The organism is Nocardia sp. NPDC050712, from assembly GCF_040654295.1.
Lineage (GTDB): Bacteria > Actinomycetota > Actinomycetes > Mycobacteriales > Mycobacteriaceae > Nocardia.
This window is the reverse complement of record NZ_JBFAHT010000001.1, coordinates 51,090-66,002: the sequence shown is the minus strand read 5'-3', so window position 1 is coordinate 66,002 and position 14,913 is coordinate 51,090. Positions and strand designations below refer to the sequence as shown.

Here is a 14,913-nt window from a genome sequence, read left to right as displayed (position 1 = left end):
GCTGTCTGGTACGGCGCTGGTGGCTGACGTAACAATCAGACGGCTGTGGTGCTAACTTGATGTGCCGGTGAGGCGGCGGTCACCGGTATGTCGGCAGGAGGGTGTCGTGTTAGAGAGCGTCTTCGGAGTGCACCCCACAATCCTGCTGGAGCTACTGACAATCCCGCTTTTCACGGGCATCATCGGCTACATCACCAACTGGACCGGCATCCTCATGCTGTTCAAGCCGATCGCCTTCCACGGCGTCCACCTACCCGGGCTGCGCGCGGTTTTTCCGTTCCTGCCCAAGCGAATTCAGGTCCTGCCGCTGCTCAGCTACGACGGCCGCATCGGCTGGCAGGGCATCGTGCCCTCGCGTGCGGACAAAATGGCCAGCATCGCCGTGGACAAGGGCCTGGCCAAACTCGGCAGCGTCGCGGATTTCTATCGCGAGCTCGAGCCCGACAAACTCGCCGAGCATCTCACCACCATCGCCGAGACGCAGATTCAGGACATCGTCGAGGAAATCCTGCGCCGCGAACATCCCCAGCTCTGGTACAACCTGCCGAGCCAAGTGCGCGACATGGTGCACGCCCGGGTGCGCCAGCAGCTGCCCGATATTCTGCGCGAACTCACCGAGGAACTCGGCGCGAATATCGATCAGCTGCTCGACGTCAAGCAAATGGTGATCCGCTACTTCCAGGCCCGCCCGCACCTGCTGAATACGCTGTTCCAGGTGCTGGGCGCCAAAGAGCTGCGGTTCATGCAGAACTTCGGTTTCTACTTCGGCGCGCCGATGGGCGTGGTGCTGGTCGCGGTGCTGCACCTGTCCGGCTGGTCCTCGCTGGTGGTGCTGCCGGTCGGCGGCGTGATCATCGGCTGGGTGGTCAACTACGTGGGCCTGAACATGATCTTCGCGCCGGCCTACCCGAAGTGGTGGTGCCCGTGGCGGCAGGGCCTGCTGATCAAGCGCCAGTCCGAGATCACCGACGGCTACGCCGAATTGGTGTCCAGTCAAGTGGTGACCGTCGCCAATATCGGCGACGAACTGCTCAACGGCCCGCGCTCGGATCGCACCATGCAGATGCTGGAGGACACCCTGCGCCCGGCCGCCGACCGCGCGCTCGGCCCGGCTCGGCCCGCGGTCAAGTTCATGCTCGGCAGCCGCGAATACGATTCGCTGCAAGAGACCTTGACCAACGAGGCGAAGGCCATCGCGCCGATCGCCTTCGCCGACCCGGACTTCAACATCCGCCAGGGCCGCCAGATCAACGACTACATCGCCAAGCAGATGTCGCAGCTCTCGCCGCCGGACTTCGTGGACATGCTGCGCTCGGCCATCAAACAGGACGAATGGCTCCTCTTTTTGCATGGCGGCGTGCTGGGCCTGTTTGCCGGATACGCTCATATCCTGATCTTCGGAACGGGAGTGGCAACGACATGGCTCTGACGGAATCTGGCGCCGGCGACGATATTTCGGCCGCCGGGCGATCCACCGACGCGACGCCGTCGGCGGAGATCGCGCGGCGGCCGGTAACTCCCCTGCCAGTTCCCGAACAACCGGCGCGCACCCGCCCGTCGGCCCGGCAGACCGTCCGGGCCGGGGTCGGCGTTGCGCGCGTTGCCATTACGGCGGCGTCCAAGGCCACCGCGTGGAGCGTGGGCACCGCGGCCGATGTCGGTAAGACAGTGGTGCGCGGCAGCCTGGCCGGTTCGCCGCCCGCCGAGGTGCTCGCCGAGGCCGAATCCGAGTTCAAGGGCGCGGTGCGGCGGGCGCTGGGCATTCCCGGAGCCACGGCCGGTTCCGCGGTACCCGCGCTGCACGAGCAGGGCGCCGCGCTGTTGCGGCTGTCGGCGAGTCCGCATGCCGAGCAACCGGATATCCATCCGGCGTTCGCGCGAATGCTGGCGGATCTGACGCCCGACGAGGCCCGCATCCTGCGCTTCCTGCACACCGACGGCCCGCAGCCCGCCCTCGATATCCGCACCGGACGCCCGCGCGCGCTCGGCTCGGACCGCCGGGTCTCGGGCCTGAACCTGATCGGCGAGCACGCCGGCCTGCGATTCCCGAACCGCACCCAGCAGTACCTGCCGAACCTGGCCCGCCTCGGCCTGATCGAGTTCGCCCCGGAACCGGTGGGCAACCCGCACCGCTACCAACTCCTCGAGGCCGAGCCCGCGGCCCGGACCATCCTGAAGCGCTCCGGTTTCGGCACCAAGGTCTACTACCGCAGCATCGTGCTGACCGCCTTCGGCGCCGACTTCATCCGCACCTGCCTGCCGATCGTCGTCGACGGGGATCGCGCCGCCGGCACCAGCTGAGGATTGCCGAAGCACTTCCGCACGCACGGCGGCGCTCCGGGTGCCACGGCGGCGCTGCCGGTCCGCCGGACCACACCTGCCGAATGGGCGGTGCTCGCCGGGGCCGGGGCGGCGGGCGTAGGCGCGCTCACCGTATTGCTCAGCGGCGCCACCGATTCCAGCGTGCCGTTCTGGGACGCCCTCACCACCGGGCTGTCGCTGATGGCCACCTACGGGCAGTGCCGCAAGCTGCTGGAATCGTGGTGGCTGTGGATCGCGGCGGACCTGGTCTACATTCCGCTCTACGTCCACAAGGACCTGTATCTGACGGCCGTGCTGTACACCGGGTTCCTCGCGTTGTGCGTGGCCGGGCTGCTGCGCTGGCGGCGGTCGCTGTCCGTTCCGGGAGCGCGCGAATCCGTCCGGGCCGCGGCATGATCCGCTTCGGTCACGGGCTGGTGCTCGGCAAGTTCTATCCGCCGCATGCCGGGCACCACCATCTGGTGCGGACCGCGGCGGCACGGTGTGCGCGGCTCACCGTGCTGGTGTGCGCGTCGGCCGTGGAATCGATCCCGCTGGCCGAGCGGGTCGCGTGGATGCGCGAGGCGCACCCCGGCGCGGCGGTGGTCGGCGCGATCGACGATATCCCCGTCGACCTGCACGACCCCGCGATCTGGGACGCGCACATGGCGATCTTCCGCGCGGCCGTCCCCGATCGGGTCGACGCCGTCTTCACCTCGGAGGGCTACGGGGCCGAACTCGCGCGACGCTTCGGCGCCGCGGAGATCAGTGTGGATCCGGGCCGAACCCGGTTCCCGGTCTCCGCGACGGCGGTGCGCGCGGACCCGGTGGCCTGCTGGGAATTCCTCGGACCGCCCGTGCGGGCCGCCCTGACCCGCCGCGTCGTGGTCCTCGGCGCCGAATCCACCGGCACGACAACGCTGTCGCGGGATCTGGCCGGCCACTACCGGCGCCGCTGGCCCGACACCGCCTGGGTCGCCGAATACGGGCGGCAGTACAGCGCGGAGAAACTGGCGGCCGCGCGCGCCGCCGACCCGGCGGCCACCTGGGCGGACATCTCCTTCGGCACCGCGGAGTTCCCGCTGATCGCTCGCGAACAGGACGCCCGCGAGCAGGACGCGGCCCGCCGGGGCGGCCCGGTATTGCTCTGCGACACCGACTCTTTCGCCACCGGGATCTGGCACGAGCGGTACCTGGGCGGACGCAACGCGGAGGTCGAACAGATCGCCGCCCGCACCCGGCGCGACCTGTACCTGCTGACCGACCACGCCGGCGTCGACTTCGAAGACGACGGCCTGCGCGACGGCGCGCACCTGCGCCCATGGATGACCGGCCGCTTCGAGGCCGAACTCACCCGCACCGGCCGGCGCTTCCGGATCATGCGCGGCGACCGGGCGACGCGGCTGGCCGCCGCGGTGGCGGCGGTCGACGAATTGCTCGGCGAGGGCTGGCAATTCGCGGACCCGCTACCGGAGAACGCCCGCCCGGTACCCGGAGCGGTCTAGCGCTCAGACGTCTTCGGCGAGCTCCATCCACCGCTCCTCGGCGGCTTCCTTCTCGGCGCGGACCTGCTTGAGCTCCGCGCCGAGAGCGACGAGCTTGCCCGAGTCGGAGGCCGCGTCGGCCAGGGCGGCGTGCAGTTTCGCCTCGCGCTGGTCGAGCTTCTCGATGCTGCGCTCGAGCTTGGAGAGCTCCTTGCGCGCGGCCCGGTGCGCGGCCGCATCCGTCACCGGCGCACCGGATTCCGCGCCCGGAAGGGTGCGAGCCGCGACCGGGTTGAGCTGGGCGGCGCGCTTGCGCAGGTACTCGTCGATGCCGCCGGGGAGGTTGGTGAGATTGCCGTCGCCGAACAGCGCCCAGGTGGAGTCGGCGATGCGCTCGATCAGGTAGCGGTCGTGACTGATCACCACCAGCGTGCCCGCCCAGTTGTCGAGCAGATCCTCGAGCTGCTGCAGGGTGTCGATGTCGAGGTCGTTGGTGGGCTCGTCCAGGAGCAGCACGTTCGGCTCGGCCATCAAGATGCGGGTCAGCTGCAGCCGCCGGCGTTCACCACCGGAGAGATCACCGACCGGGGTGCGCTGGCGGGCCGGGGTGAAGCCGAGCCGCTCGGCCAGCTGACCGGCGGAGATCTCCTTGTCGCCCAGCATGATTCGCTGCGCCACCTGCTGCACCGCTTCGAGCACGCGCATATCGGTGGGCAGGTCGTCGAGTTCCTGCCGCAGCCAGCCGATCTCGACCGTCTGACCCTGAATTCGCTTGCCGCTGGCGGGTTCCACCTCGCCCGCGAGGGCGCGCAGCAGCGTGGTCTTGCCGGAGCCGTTGACGCCGACCAGGCCGATCCGCTCGCCCGGCGCGAGCCGCCAGGTCAGGTCCCGCACCAGTTCCCGGCCGTCCGGGGTGGTCAGCGTGGTGTCCTCGAGTTCGACCACCACGCGCCCCAGCCGTTTGCGGGCGAACGCGGCCAGCGAGACATTGTCGCGCGGCGGCGGCACGTCGGCGATCAGCGCCTCGGCGGCCTCGACCCGGTAGCGCGGCTTGGAGGTGCGGGCCTTGGCGCCGCGGCGCAGCCAGGCCAGCTCCTTGCGGGCCAGGTTCTGCCGGCGGGCCTCGGTGGCGTCGGACTGCCGGGCCCGTTCGGCGCGCGCGAAGATCCAGTCGCCGTAGCCGCCCTCGTAGCTCTCGACCTTGCCGCCGACGACCTCCCAGGTGTTGGTGGCCACCGTGTCGAGGAACCAGCGATCGTGTGTGACGACGACGAGCGCGCTGCGGCGGTTCAGCAGGTGCTGGGCCAGCCACTGCACGCCTTCGACGTCGAGATGGTTGGTGGGCTCGTCGAGCACCAGCAGGTCCAGCTCGCGCACCAGCGCGGCGGCCAGTGCGACGCGGCGGCGCTCACCACCGGAGAGATTGTCGACCGAGGTGTCCATGCCGAGGCCCTCGATGCCGATGCCCTCGATCACCGTGCGGATGCGCGGGTTCGACGCCCATTCGTGCTCGTCGACGCTGTCGGTCATGGCGTCGTCGGCCAGGCCCGCGAGCACCACCGATCCGACGGTCGACCCCGGCGGCAGGACGCCGCGCTGGGTCACCACGGCCACGCGCAGCCCGCCGACCCGGCTCACCCGGCCGCTGTCCGGCGCTTCGATCCCGGTGAGCACCTCGAGCAGGGTCGTCTTGCCGCCACCGTTCAAGCCGACGACACCGATCCGCTCGCCCGCGTGCACGCCGAGGGAGACGTTGTCCAAGAGCGGCGTGATGCCGAAGCTCTTGGAGACCTGCTCCAGGTTGATCAGGTTGGACATGAATCCTTCCGAGTTTTGCCACCGGGCCAGATAGTTGCCCTCGGCAAGGGTACCCAGCGGCACCGACGCCGGTTGCCGCCCGGGGTTGCGTGACGAACGACGTTCGTTTAAAGTCGCCCGTAACGAACAGTGTTCGTTACGGACGCTGTTTCCCCTCCTGCGCTATTCGCAGACTCCCACCTGGAGGTTCTCCATGAAATACGGCATCGGCCTGCCCATTTCCCAGCCCGCCCAGCTCCTGGACTGGGCCCGCCGCGCCGACGCGGCCGATTTCAGCACCCTCGGCCTGCTCGACCGCCTGGTCTACGACAACCCCGAACCGCTGGTCGCGCTCGGCGTCCTCGCCGGCGCCACCACGGGCATCAAACTACAGACCGAGGTACTGATCGCCCCGCTGCGCGAACCGTCGCTGCTGGCCAAGCAGGCCGCGACCCTGGACCTCATGTCCGGCGGCCGCTTCGTGCTCGGCCTCGGCGTCGGCGGCCGCGAGGACGACCACCTCGCCTCCGGCACCGACCTGCGCACCCGCGGCCGCCGCATGGACGAGCAACTCGGCCTGCTGCGCCGGCTCTGGGCCGGCGAACCCCACAGCCCCGGCTGCGGACCGATCGGGCCCGCCCCGTCGCAGCCCGCGGGACCCGAACTCCTGTTCGGCGGATTCCAACCCGCCGCGCTCGACCGCGTCGGCCGCTGGGGCGGCGGCTTCCTCGCCGCGGCCGCCCCCGACTGGGCCGGCGGCCTCTTCGACACCGTGCGCCGCTCCTGGAAAGACCACGGCCGCACCGGCGAACCGCGCATCGTCGCCCAGCTCAACGTCGCCCTGGGCCCCGATCACTCGGTGGCCGAGGCCCGTTCGGCCATGTCCGCCTACTACGAATTCAGCGGCCGCGCCGACTACATGGTCGCCGGCATGCGCACCACCCCCGAAGAAATCCACACCGCCAGCGCGCAATTCGAGGAACTCGGCGCCGACGAGGTCATCTTCTACTGCTACGGCGGCGATCCCGCCCAGGTCGACCGCCTCGCCGACCTCCTCGACTGAACGCTCAGCGTTTGGCCTGGCTGTCCGGCGGCAGAATGCGCGCACCCGGGACCGGGCCGTTGGCGGTGCGGACGCTGCGCGCGACACCCTCGCCCGCGAGCTCGGCCGCGACTTCGACCGCCGCGCTTTCGCTTTCGCACAGGAAGGCGCAGGTGGGGCCGGAACCGGAGACCAGGCCGGCCAGCGCGCCGGCGGCGACACCCGCGCGCAGCGTGCGGCGCAGTTCCGGTTTCAGCGACACGGCCGCCGCTTGCAGATCATTGCCCAGCAGCGGGGCGAGCTGTTTCGGATCGCCCGCGGCCAGCGCCTGCATCAGCTGCTCGGGCGGACCGAGGCGGGGCGGATCGCCGAGCTCGCGCAGGCGGTCCAGCTCGGCGAAGACCGACGGCGTGGACAGGCCGCCCTTGGCGAAGGCGATGACCCAGTGAAAGGTGTTGCGGGACAGCACCGGAAGCAGCTGTTCGCCGCGCCCGGTGCCGATCGCCGTGCCGCCGTGCAGCGAGAACGGCACATCGCTGCCCAATTCCGCCGCCATCGACAGCAATTCGTCGCGGGTGTGGCCGAGATCCCAGAGCTCGTTCAGCCCGACCAGGGCGGCGGCGCCGTCGGCGCTGCCGCCGGCCATCCCGCCCGCCACCGGAATGCCCTTGGCGATGGCGATTTCCACCAGCGGCGCCCGCCCGGCCTCGCGCGCCAGCCGGACCGCCGCCTGCCACACCAGATTGGTGCGATCGGTCGGCACGTCGGCGGCGCCCTCGCCGCTCACCTTCACGGTGAGCGCGGCGGCGGGCGAGAGGTGCAGATCGTCGCTGAGCGAAAGCGCTTGGAACACCGTGGTCAGATCGTGGTAGCCGTCGGCGCGCAGGTCACCGACTCCGAGGTGCAGATTCACCTTGGAGGGCGCGCGCACGGTGACGGGGCTTGGCACTACTGACAACACGGTGCCCAACTCTAATGGGTAGCTCCGACACCGGCGGCCCCGCGACGAGCCATTCATCATTCGGTTACAGCAGCACGCCGCCGGTCGCGTCGATCCACTGCCCCGTGACCCAGCGGGAGTCGCTGGAGGCCAGGAAGCCGACGATGTCGGCGACGTCGGCCGGCTGGGCGATCCGATTGAGCGGGGACCAGCTCGCGACCTCGGCCTCGGTCTCCGGATTGCGCAGCCAGCCCGCGTTCATATCCGTGTCGATCACGCCCGGCGCGACCGCGTTCACGGTGATCCCGCGCGCGCCGACCTCCTTGGCCAGGATCTGGGTGAACGAGTCGATCGCGCCCTTGGTCATGGTGTACGCGATGAGCTGCGGCATCCGCGCGCCCTGGGTGAGCCCCGTCGACACGTTGACGATCCGGCCGCCGTCGCGCAATCGGTCCAGGCCCAACTTGGTGACGAAGAACGGCGCCTTGGTGTTGACCGCGAACACGCGGTCGAAGTCGGCCTCGCCGGTGCCGCCGATCGGCTCGCGCACGCCGTCGATGCCCGCGTTGTTGACCAGGATGTCCAGGCCGTCGGCGTGCGCGTCGAAGGCGGCCCACAGGGTTTCGGCGTCGCCGGGCACGCCGAGTTCGGCGCGCAGGGCGAAGGCCGAGCCGCCCGCCCCCTCGATCGCGGCCACGGTCGCCTTGGCGGCCTCGGCGTTTCCGTTGTAGTGCACCGCGACGCGCGCGCCGTCGCGCCCCAGCCGTTCGGCGATGCCGCGCCCGATGCCGCGGCTGCCGCCGGTGACCAGAGCCGTCTTACCTGCCAGTGCGCCCATGACGGGGTTCCTTTCTCTAACGATCGCTACAGAAAGGAAGATAGCACATTATCTAACGAGCGCTATAGAATGTTTGCCATGGCCACACCGACCCGCGGACGACCCCGCTCCTTCGATCGGGAAGCGGCGCTGGACAAGGCCGTTCGCCTGTTCTGGAGCCGCGGTTACGAGGCCACCTCGATCGGCGACCTGACCACCGCGCTCGGCATCGGCGCGCCCAGCCTCTACGCCGCGTTCGGCGACAAGGCCAAGCTGTTCACCGAGGTGGTGCAGGTCTTCGCCACCCGCTACGGCGGCTTCATGCCGCGCGCTCTCGAACAGGAACCCACCGCGACCGCCGCGGTGCGGCGCATGCTGCGCGAGGCGGCGGTGGAGTACACCCGGCCGGAGTGCCCGCACGGCTGCCTGGTGATGAGCGCCGGAATGAACACCACCAGCGACGAGGTCGCGGAAATGCTGCGTGGCCTGCGCAATCGGAATATCGAGGCGTTCACCGAGCACATCCAGGCCGATATCGACGCGGGCCTGCTGCCGGCCGACGCCAACGCCCGGGTGCTCGCGCGCTACGTCGGCACCGTCCTGCAAGGTATGTCGCAGGCCGCGCGCGACGGCGCGACCGCGGCCGAGCTGACGACGGTCGCCGACATGGCCATGGCGAGTTGGCCATCCTGGTCGGCGACCCACTGAGCGACATTGCGCGATATACCCCCTGAGGGTATGTTGAAGCGGCCGGGAGATGTCCCGGCCGCACTGAAGACGAGCGAAGGAGTCGGACGATGGCCAGCAGCACCTACACCGTCAAAGGCATGACCTGCGAGCACTGCGTCGGCGCGGTCAAATCGGAGATCGGCAAGATCGACGGCGTGACCAGTGTCGATGTCGACCTGGCGACCGGCGCGGTGCGGGTCGAGAGCGGCAACCCGGTCACCGACGCCGAAATCGCCGCCGCCGTGGACGAGGCGGGCTACGAGGTCGCCTCCTGATGCAGGACCGGTTCAAACTGGTCGCGGCGGGCGGCGCGCTCGTCGTCCTCTTCGGCGTCGCGCTCGGCATCGGAGCCCTGGTGGGCGACCCGGCCGAGAACGCGGCGGCCACCGGCACGCCGGGTGCGACCGGACTCAGCGCGAGCGAGTCCGGTTACACCCTGGCCGATCTGAGTGCGCCCGCCGAGCCGAATCAGCCCGGGGCGCTGCGGTTCCGGATCACCGGGCCCGACGGCGCCGCGGTCACCCGGTTCACCACCCAGCACGAGAAGCAGCTGCATCTCGTCGTCGTCCGCGCCGATGCCACCGAGTACCGCCACGTGCATCCGGTCATGGACGCGGCAGGCACCTGGTCCATCGACTGGACCTGGGCCCAGCCCGGCAGCTACCGCGTCTTCACCGATTTCGTGCCCACGGCCACCGGCGCCGACCTGGTCCTGGGCAGGTCGTTCACGGTGGCCGGAAACGCCGTGCCGCAACCACTTCCACCCCCGGCCCGCACCGCCACGGTCGACGGCTACCAGGTGACCCTGGACGGCGAACAGAGCACCGCGGGCAGCGAATTGCGCTTCACCGTCACCCGCGACGGCCGGCCCGTCACCGATCTACAGCCCTACCTAGGCGCTTACGCCCATCTGGTCGCGTTGCGCGCCGGCGATCTCGCGTATCTGCACACCCATCCCCAGGGCGAGGTCGGCAAGACACCACCGGGTCCGGATGTCGTCTTCCACACCACCGCGCCCAGCCCCGGCGACTACCGCCTGTATCTCGACTTCGCACACGGCAATTCGGTGCACACGGCCGAATTCACGGTCACGGCCACCGATTCCGCCGGATCCGGTGGCCATTCGCACCACCGCTGAGCGATCAGGCCTGCGCGGCCAAACGCACGTAGGCGGCGGTGTCGAGGGTTTCGCCGCGGGCGGTGGGATCGATGCCCGCGGCGACCAGCCGGCGTTCGGCCTCGGCGGGCGAACCGGCCCAGGAGGCCAGGGCGGCGCGCAGGGTCTTGCGGCGCTGGGCGAAGGCGGCGTCGACGACCGCGAAGACGCGGCGGCGATGCGCTTCGTCGATGGGCCACGGGGATTCGGCGTAGCGCTCGATGCGGACCAGCCCGGATTCCACGCGCGGGACCGGCCAGAAGACCTGGGTGCCGACATGGCCCGCGCGGCGGACCTGGCCGAAGAAGCCGGCCTTCACGCTGGGGACGCCGTAGATGCGGCCGCCCGGTTCGGCGGCCAGGCGGTCGGCGACCTCGGCCTGCACCATCACCAAGGACGTGGTGATGCTGGGCAATTCGGCCAGCAGGTGCAGCAACACCGGAACCGCCACGTTGTAGGGCAGGTTCGCGACCAGCGCGGTCGGCGCGGCGGGCAGCTCGTCGGCGCGCACGCGCATCGCGTCGGCCTCGACCACCGTCAGCCGATCGGCCAGCTCGGGCGCGCGATCGGCGACCGTCACCGGAAGATGCCCGGCGAGCACCGGGTCGATCTCGACCGCGACCACCGAATCGACCACGTCGAGCAGCGCGAGGGTCAGCGAACCCAGGCCGGGGCCGACCTCGAGGACGATGTCCGAGCGCCCCACCCCGGCGGCCGAGACGATGCGCCGGACCGTGTTCGCGTCGTGCACGAAGTTCTGTCCGAGCTGCTTGGTCGGCCGGACGCCGAACCGCTCGGCCAGCGTGCGCACCTCGGCGGGACCCAGCAGTGCGGCGCTCCCACGAGCGGAAACCTCAGATTCGGACACCACAAGAACCTACCAACCCCGCACCGGCCGCCCGGCGGGTGCGGTGCCTGTGCTCCGATCCGATCTACAGCCCGAACGCGAACCGCAGCCAGCCCATCCACACGTCTTCCGGCGCTCCGATCAGGTACTGGTACGCCGCGTTCGCGATCCCGTTGACGAAGTTCATCGCCATGCCTTTCCTCGGCCCCCGCTACCTGGGAAATCGCAGGTCGGAAGCACCCCGTTACCGGACGGCAAGCCAGCGGGAAAGTACCGGCCGGGACCCGCACGGCGCGTACGGGTCCCGGCCGGAGCGCGCCGTGGCGGACGGGGAGTCTCGGCCACGGCGAGTTCGGGATCGCCCGGGCTCAGGCCTGGGCGGGGGTGGCCTTGATGGTCGCCAGGAAGCCGTCGATGCCCGCGAGCATGGCCGGGTTCAGTTCACAGTGCTCACCGGTACCGGTGATGGTGTCGAAGCGCACGCCGTTGCCCGCGAGCTGCGCGGCCAGCGCACCGTGCAGCGGCGAGGGCACGGTCTTGTCGGTCACGTTGATCAGCAACAGGATCGGTGCGTCGTAACCGCTGGTCGGGACGGTCAGGTACTCGTTGATCGCGGCGCGGATGCGCTCGTCCGCCAGCGGCTTCGCCATGAGTTCACCGATGCTCAGGCCCTTGACCCGGGTGTAGATTCCGGCGAAGCATTCCGAGCCGGCGTCGTCGAGCACCTGCTTGCCCAGCGGGGTCAGATAGCTGTCGACGTCCACGTCGGGGCGCGCTTCGCGCAGCCCGGCCAGGATGGACACGTAGAAGCCGAGCATGCCGTCGGTGCCCTCGACCCGCGGGATGGCCGGACCGGCCAGCGGCAGCACCTTCTCCACGTCGGACTCCGGGTCGACCGCGATGGTGCCGCGGAAGTCCAGGTCGGGTGCGTAGGTGGCTTGCAGGTGGCCGGTGCCCAGCGCGGCCTGGCCGCCCTGGGAGAAGCCGATCACGCCCCAGGTCCGGGAGAGTTCGGCGTGGGTGGCGCGGGCCGCGCGCAGCAGATCGATGGTCGCGGTGGCTTCGGTGCGCTGTTCCAGGTACGGGTGCGCGCCGGTGTCGAAGTTGCCGAGACCGAGGTAGTCGGGCGCGACGACGGCGAAGCCCAGGCCCACCATGCGCTGGATGATCGCGTCCTCGCGGGTGCCGCGCGGGTTGGACTGACCGCCGCAGCCCGGGCCGAGCCCGCTGGTGCCGTGGTCGTAGGCCATGATCGGCCAGCCGCCGGGCGGCGGCGTGCCCGCGGGAACGAAGAGCGCGCCGCTGGCGGGTTTCGGAGTTCCGTCCGAGCCGGTCATCCAGTAGTCGAGCACCGAGCTCGCCGTACCGTCGGGCATCCCCCGCCAGCCGCCGGGCTTGGCCGTCGCCGAGATCACCGCCCCGGGCGTCTCCGCGTGCGCGGGCGCGACATGCACCAGCAACGCGGAACTGGCGGACAGCGCGGCAATCGCGATCGCACGCTGCCAACCGGGAACTCTTCGCATCGAAAACCCCTCTACACCCGACCCATTAACAAACCTGGACGAGCGTACAGTTGAGTTTTGGTTATTCCCGGGCTATTTAGAGAACCCACAGGGTTTCTTATACCGGCGCACAAGGACGCTCACATGCCGAGCCGGCTGGTGCAGGCGGGCCAGGCGCCCCAGCCCTGCCGCCCGCGCGTCACTTCCCCGATCGCGATCTGCTCTTCCCGGGTGGCGAGATCGGCACGGGGCGCGTACTTCAACCCGCCCTGGCGCTCCCAGGTGCTCTGATCGAACTGCAAACCGCCGTAGTAGCCGTTGCCGGTATTGATCGACCAGTTGCCGGTCGCTTCGCAGCGGGCGAGCGCGTCCCAGATCGCGCCGTCCTTCACCGTGGGCACCTCGGTGCCGGGCTTGGCGCCCTTGCGCACAGTTTTCGGCTGCGCGGGCACGGTGACATTCGAAGCGACCGGCTTCCGGTCCACCTCCTGGCCGTTGACCTTGGTGACCGCGAAGGTGACATCGTGGATACCGGGCACGCCCTTGTTCTCCACGATCGTCCGGCTCATATTCATGCTGGGGTCTTCGATGACGTTCTCCGGCGGATCCAGCGGCAGCGTCTCGGTCACGTTCTCGACCCGCTTGCGGGTCACCGTGATTCGCATCCCCTCGGTCAGCGCGGTGTCGGCGGCGGGCTCGACGCTGTCCTGCTCGATCAGCGGAATGCCCGCCGTGGCAAGGGCTTCCCCGATGGTGCGCCCGGCGATGCGGACGTCGACGAAGGCGCCGAGGCCGTCCAGCAGCGCGACCGGCCGCGGGCTGGCGACCTGCAGCGTCGCGCCGGCCAGCGGCAGCGGCGCGGTGCGGGCGGGCGCCACGAAGCGATCGTTCGGGATCTTCAACTGGTCCAGCGCCTCACCCGCGGTGAGACCGGTGGTCCATACCTGCTGCGGCTTGCCGTCGATGGTCAGCGTGACCTCGCGGGCCCGATTCAGCACGATGGTGGCGCCGTCGGCGACGGCGGCGGCCAGCCCCGGGCGCACCGAGTCGCGGTCGGTGACGTCGAAGCCGGCGGCGCGCAGCACGCCCGCGACATTGCGGGACATGGTCGCCTGGGTCACCTGGGCGCCGTCGACGACGACGGTGACGTGCTTGCGGTTCACGATCGCCAGCGCGGAACCGACGATCAACGTCATCAGCAACGCTGCGACCGCTGCGTACAGCAGCGGCGAGCGTGACTGGTTGATCCGCGTTAATGGGGACATGGTCACAGGACGATAACGAGAGGAGAGGGAGTGGACAACCGCAGGGCGTGTAACTGCGGCTTTGAAACATCACGATCAAATATCGGAGCCGCAGGTAAATCACGAACGGGAGCCAGAATAGTGATCTGCGACACAAATAGCGAATCAAGCCCTCTTACGGGGGTAACACCAGGGGTCCGCTCGGCGACGGACTAGATCCCGTAAACCCGCCGGGCGTTCGCCGTGGTGATCTTCGCGAGCTCCAGTGGATCCTGTTCGCGCACCTCCGCCAGCGCGCGCACGGTGTAAGGCAGGCAATACGACTCGTTCGGCGCACCGCGGAACGGATGCGGCGTCAGATACGGCGCGTCGGTCTCCACCAGAATCGCCTCGTCCGGCACCACCTTGGCGGCTTCGCGCAGTTCGTGGGCGTTCTTGAAACTGACGGTGCCCGAGAAACTCAGCAGATAGCCCTCGGCCACACACGACAGCGCCATATTCGTGTCGGACGAGAAGCAGTGGAAGATCACCTTTTCCGGCGCGCCCTCGTCCAGCAGCACGGCGAGCAGATCATGATCGGCTTCGCGATTGTGGATCATCAGCGGCTTGCGCAGCCGCTTGGCCAGATCGATGTGCCAGCGGAAACCCTCGACCTGGGTCTCGATATCGGCGCAACCCTCCAGCTTGCCGGGCCAGTAGTAGTCCAGCCCGGTTTCGCCGACGGCGACCACGCGCGGATCGGCGGCCAGGCGCTCCAGCTCCGCCTTCGCGTCGTCGTCGAGCGCGTTGGCGCGGGTCGGGTGCAGCGCGACTGCGGCGTAGACCCGGGAATCCCAGTTCGCGGCCCGCACCGCCCACTGCGCGGCCGTCAGGTCGTCGGCCACGGTCACGATGGTGCCGACGCCGACCGAGGCGGCCCGGTCGACGATCACCCTGGTCGACTCGGCGTCGGTCGCACCGCACGCGTCCAGATGGGTATGCGCGTCGACGAGCGGCGCGAGCGGTTCCGGCAAATCCGGTGCGGGCCGTTTGCCGCTCATGCCTGCACCTCGGT

The 14,913-nt window shown here is 69.8% G+C and carries 15 protein-coding genes; 8 read left to right on the top strand and 7 right to left on the bottom strand.

From position 1 onward, the window contains the following. Positions 1–106 precede the first annotated feature (106 nt). From AB0H76_RS00330 to AB0H76_RS00315, 4 genes are read left to right on the top strand one after another with little or no spacing between them, the layout of a single operon-like run. Positions 107–1,429 (top strand): hypothetical protein, encoded by a 1,323-nt coding sequence (locus AB0H76_RS00330; protein WP_357315207.1) that lies wholly within the window; start codon positions 107–109, stop codon positions 1,427–1,429. Further along, positions 1,420–2,301 carry an Abi-alpha family protein gene (locus tag AB0H76_RS00325; RefSeq protein ID WP_357315205.1) on the top strand — a complete coding sequence of 294 codons (882 nt, stop codon included), beginning with the start codon at positions 1,420–1,422 and terminating at the stop codon, positions 2,299–2,301. The genes AB0H76_RS00330 and AB0H76_RS00325 overlap by 10 nt, the downstream gene beginning before the upstream one ends. A 3-nt stretch (positions 2,302–2,304) precedes the next feature. Beyond that, a complete protein-coding gene (gene pnuC, locus AB0H76_RS00320; protein ID WP_357315202.1) occupies positions 2,305–2,718 on the top strand; it encodes a nicotinamide riboside transporter PnuC in 414 nt (137 codons plus the stop codon). Beyond that, positions 2,715–3,806 (top strand): AAA family ATPase, encoded by a 1,092-nt coding sequence (locus AB0H76_RS00315; RefSeq protein WP_357315199.1) that lies wholly within the window; start codon positions 2,715–2,717, stop codon positions 3,804–3,806. Before pnuC ends, AB0H76_RS00315 begins: the two co-directional genes overlap by 4 nt. Before the next feature lie 3 nt (positions 3,807–3,809). Here AB0H76_RS00315 and AB0H76_RS00310 read toward each other — a convergent pair whose 3' ends face one another. Beyond that, entirely contained in the window at positions 3,810–5,603 is a 1,794-nt protein-coding gene (locus tag AB0H76_RS00310) for an ABC-F family ATP-binding cassette domain-containing protein (RefSeq protein ID WP_357315196.1), read from the bottom strand. Positions 5,604–5,796: 193 nt separating this feature from the next. Between AB0H76_RS00310 and AB0H76_RS00305 the strand changes: the two genes are divergently transcribed. Further along, entirely contained in the window at positions 5,797–6,645 is an 849-nt protein-coding gene (locus AB0H76_RS00305) for an LLM class flavin-dependent oxidoreductase (RefSeq protein WP_357315193.1), read from the top strand. Positions 6,646–6,649: 4 nt separating this feature from the next. On the opposite strand, the gene AB0H76_RS00300 is transcribed toward AB0H76_RS00305, so the two are convergent. Together AB0H76_RS00300 and AB0H76_RS00295 are read right to left on the bottom strand one after the other, a co-directional pair. Then, entirely contained in the window at positions 6,650–7,585 is a 936-nt protein-coding gene (locus AB0H76_RS00300) for a 4-(cytidine 5'-diphospho)-2-C-methyl-D-erythritol kinase (RefSeq protein WP_357315190.1), read from the bottom strand. A gap of 64 nt (positions 7,586–7,649) precedes the next feature. Then, on the bottom strand, positions 7,650–8,402 hold the full coding sequence (locus AB0H76_RS00295) for an SDR family oxidoreductase (RefSeq protein ID WP_357315187.1): 753 nt from the start codon (positions 8,400–8,402) through the stop codon (positions 7,650–7,652). Positions 8,403–8,480: 78 nt separating this feature from the next. Between AB0H76_RS00295 and AB0H76_RS00290 the strand changes: the two genes are divergently transcribed. The 3 genes from AB0H76_RS00290 to AB0H76_RS00280 all read left to right on the top strand — a co-directional run bounded on the left by AB0H76_RS00290 (position 8,481) and on the right by AB0H76_RS00280 (position 10,248). Further along, positions 8,481–9,089 (top strand): TetR/AcrR family transcriptional regulator, encoded by a 609-nt coding sequence (locus AB0H76_RS00290; protein WP_357315185.1) that lies wholly within the window; start codon positions 8,481–8,483, stop codon positions 9,087–9,089. A gap of 89 nt (positions 9,090–9,178) precedes the next feature. After that, a complete protein-coding gene (locus AB0H76_RS00285) occupies positions 9,179–9,385 on the top strand; it encodes a copper ion binding protein (protein ID WP_357315183.1) in 207 nt (68 codons plus the stop codon). Further along, complete coding sequence (locus AB0H76_RS00280) at positions 9,385–10,248, top strand: hypothetical protein (RefSeq protein WP_357315181.1); 864 nt, start codon at positions 9,385–9,387, stop codon at positions 10,246–10,248. Before AB0H76_RS00285 ends, AB0H76_RS00280 begins: the two co-directional genes overlap by 1 nt. Positions 10,249–10,252: 4 nt before the next feature. On the opposite strand, the gene rsmA is transcribed toward AB0H76_RS00280, so the two are convergent. From rsmA to AB0H76_RS00260, 4 genes are all read right to left on the bottom strand, one after another. Then, a complete protein-coding gene (gene rsmA / locus AB0H76_RS00275; protein WP_357315179.1) occupies positions 10,253–11,134 on the bottom strand; it encodes a 16S rRNA (adenine(1518)-N(6)/adenine(1519)-N(6))-dimethyltransferase RsmA in 882 nt (293 codons plus the stop codon). 347 nt (positions 11,135–11,481) lie between these two features. Continuing rightward, positions 11,482–12,636 carry a lipase family protein gene (locus AB0H76_RS00270; protein WP_357315177.1) on the bottom strand — a complete coding sequence of 385 codons (1,155 nt, stop codon included), beginning with the start codon at positions 12,634–12,636 and terminating at the stop codon, positions 11,482–11,484. Between the two features lie 119 nt (positions 12,637–12,755). Next, positions 12,756–13,880, bottom strand: a complete 1,125-nt coding sequence (locus tag AB0H76_RS00265; RefSeq protein WP_357315175.1) for a transglycosylase family protein — start codon at positions 13,878–13,880, stop codon at positions 12,756–12,758. A 191-nt stretch (positions 13,881–14,071) separates the two neighbouring features. Further along, a complete protein-coding gene (locus AB0H76_RS00260) occupies positions 14,072–14,899 on the bottom strand; it encodes a TatD family hydrolase (RefSeq protein ID WP_357315173.1) in 828 nt (275 codons plus the stop codon). Between the last annotated feature and the right edge of the window lie 14 nt (positions 14,900–14,913).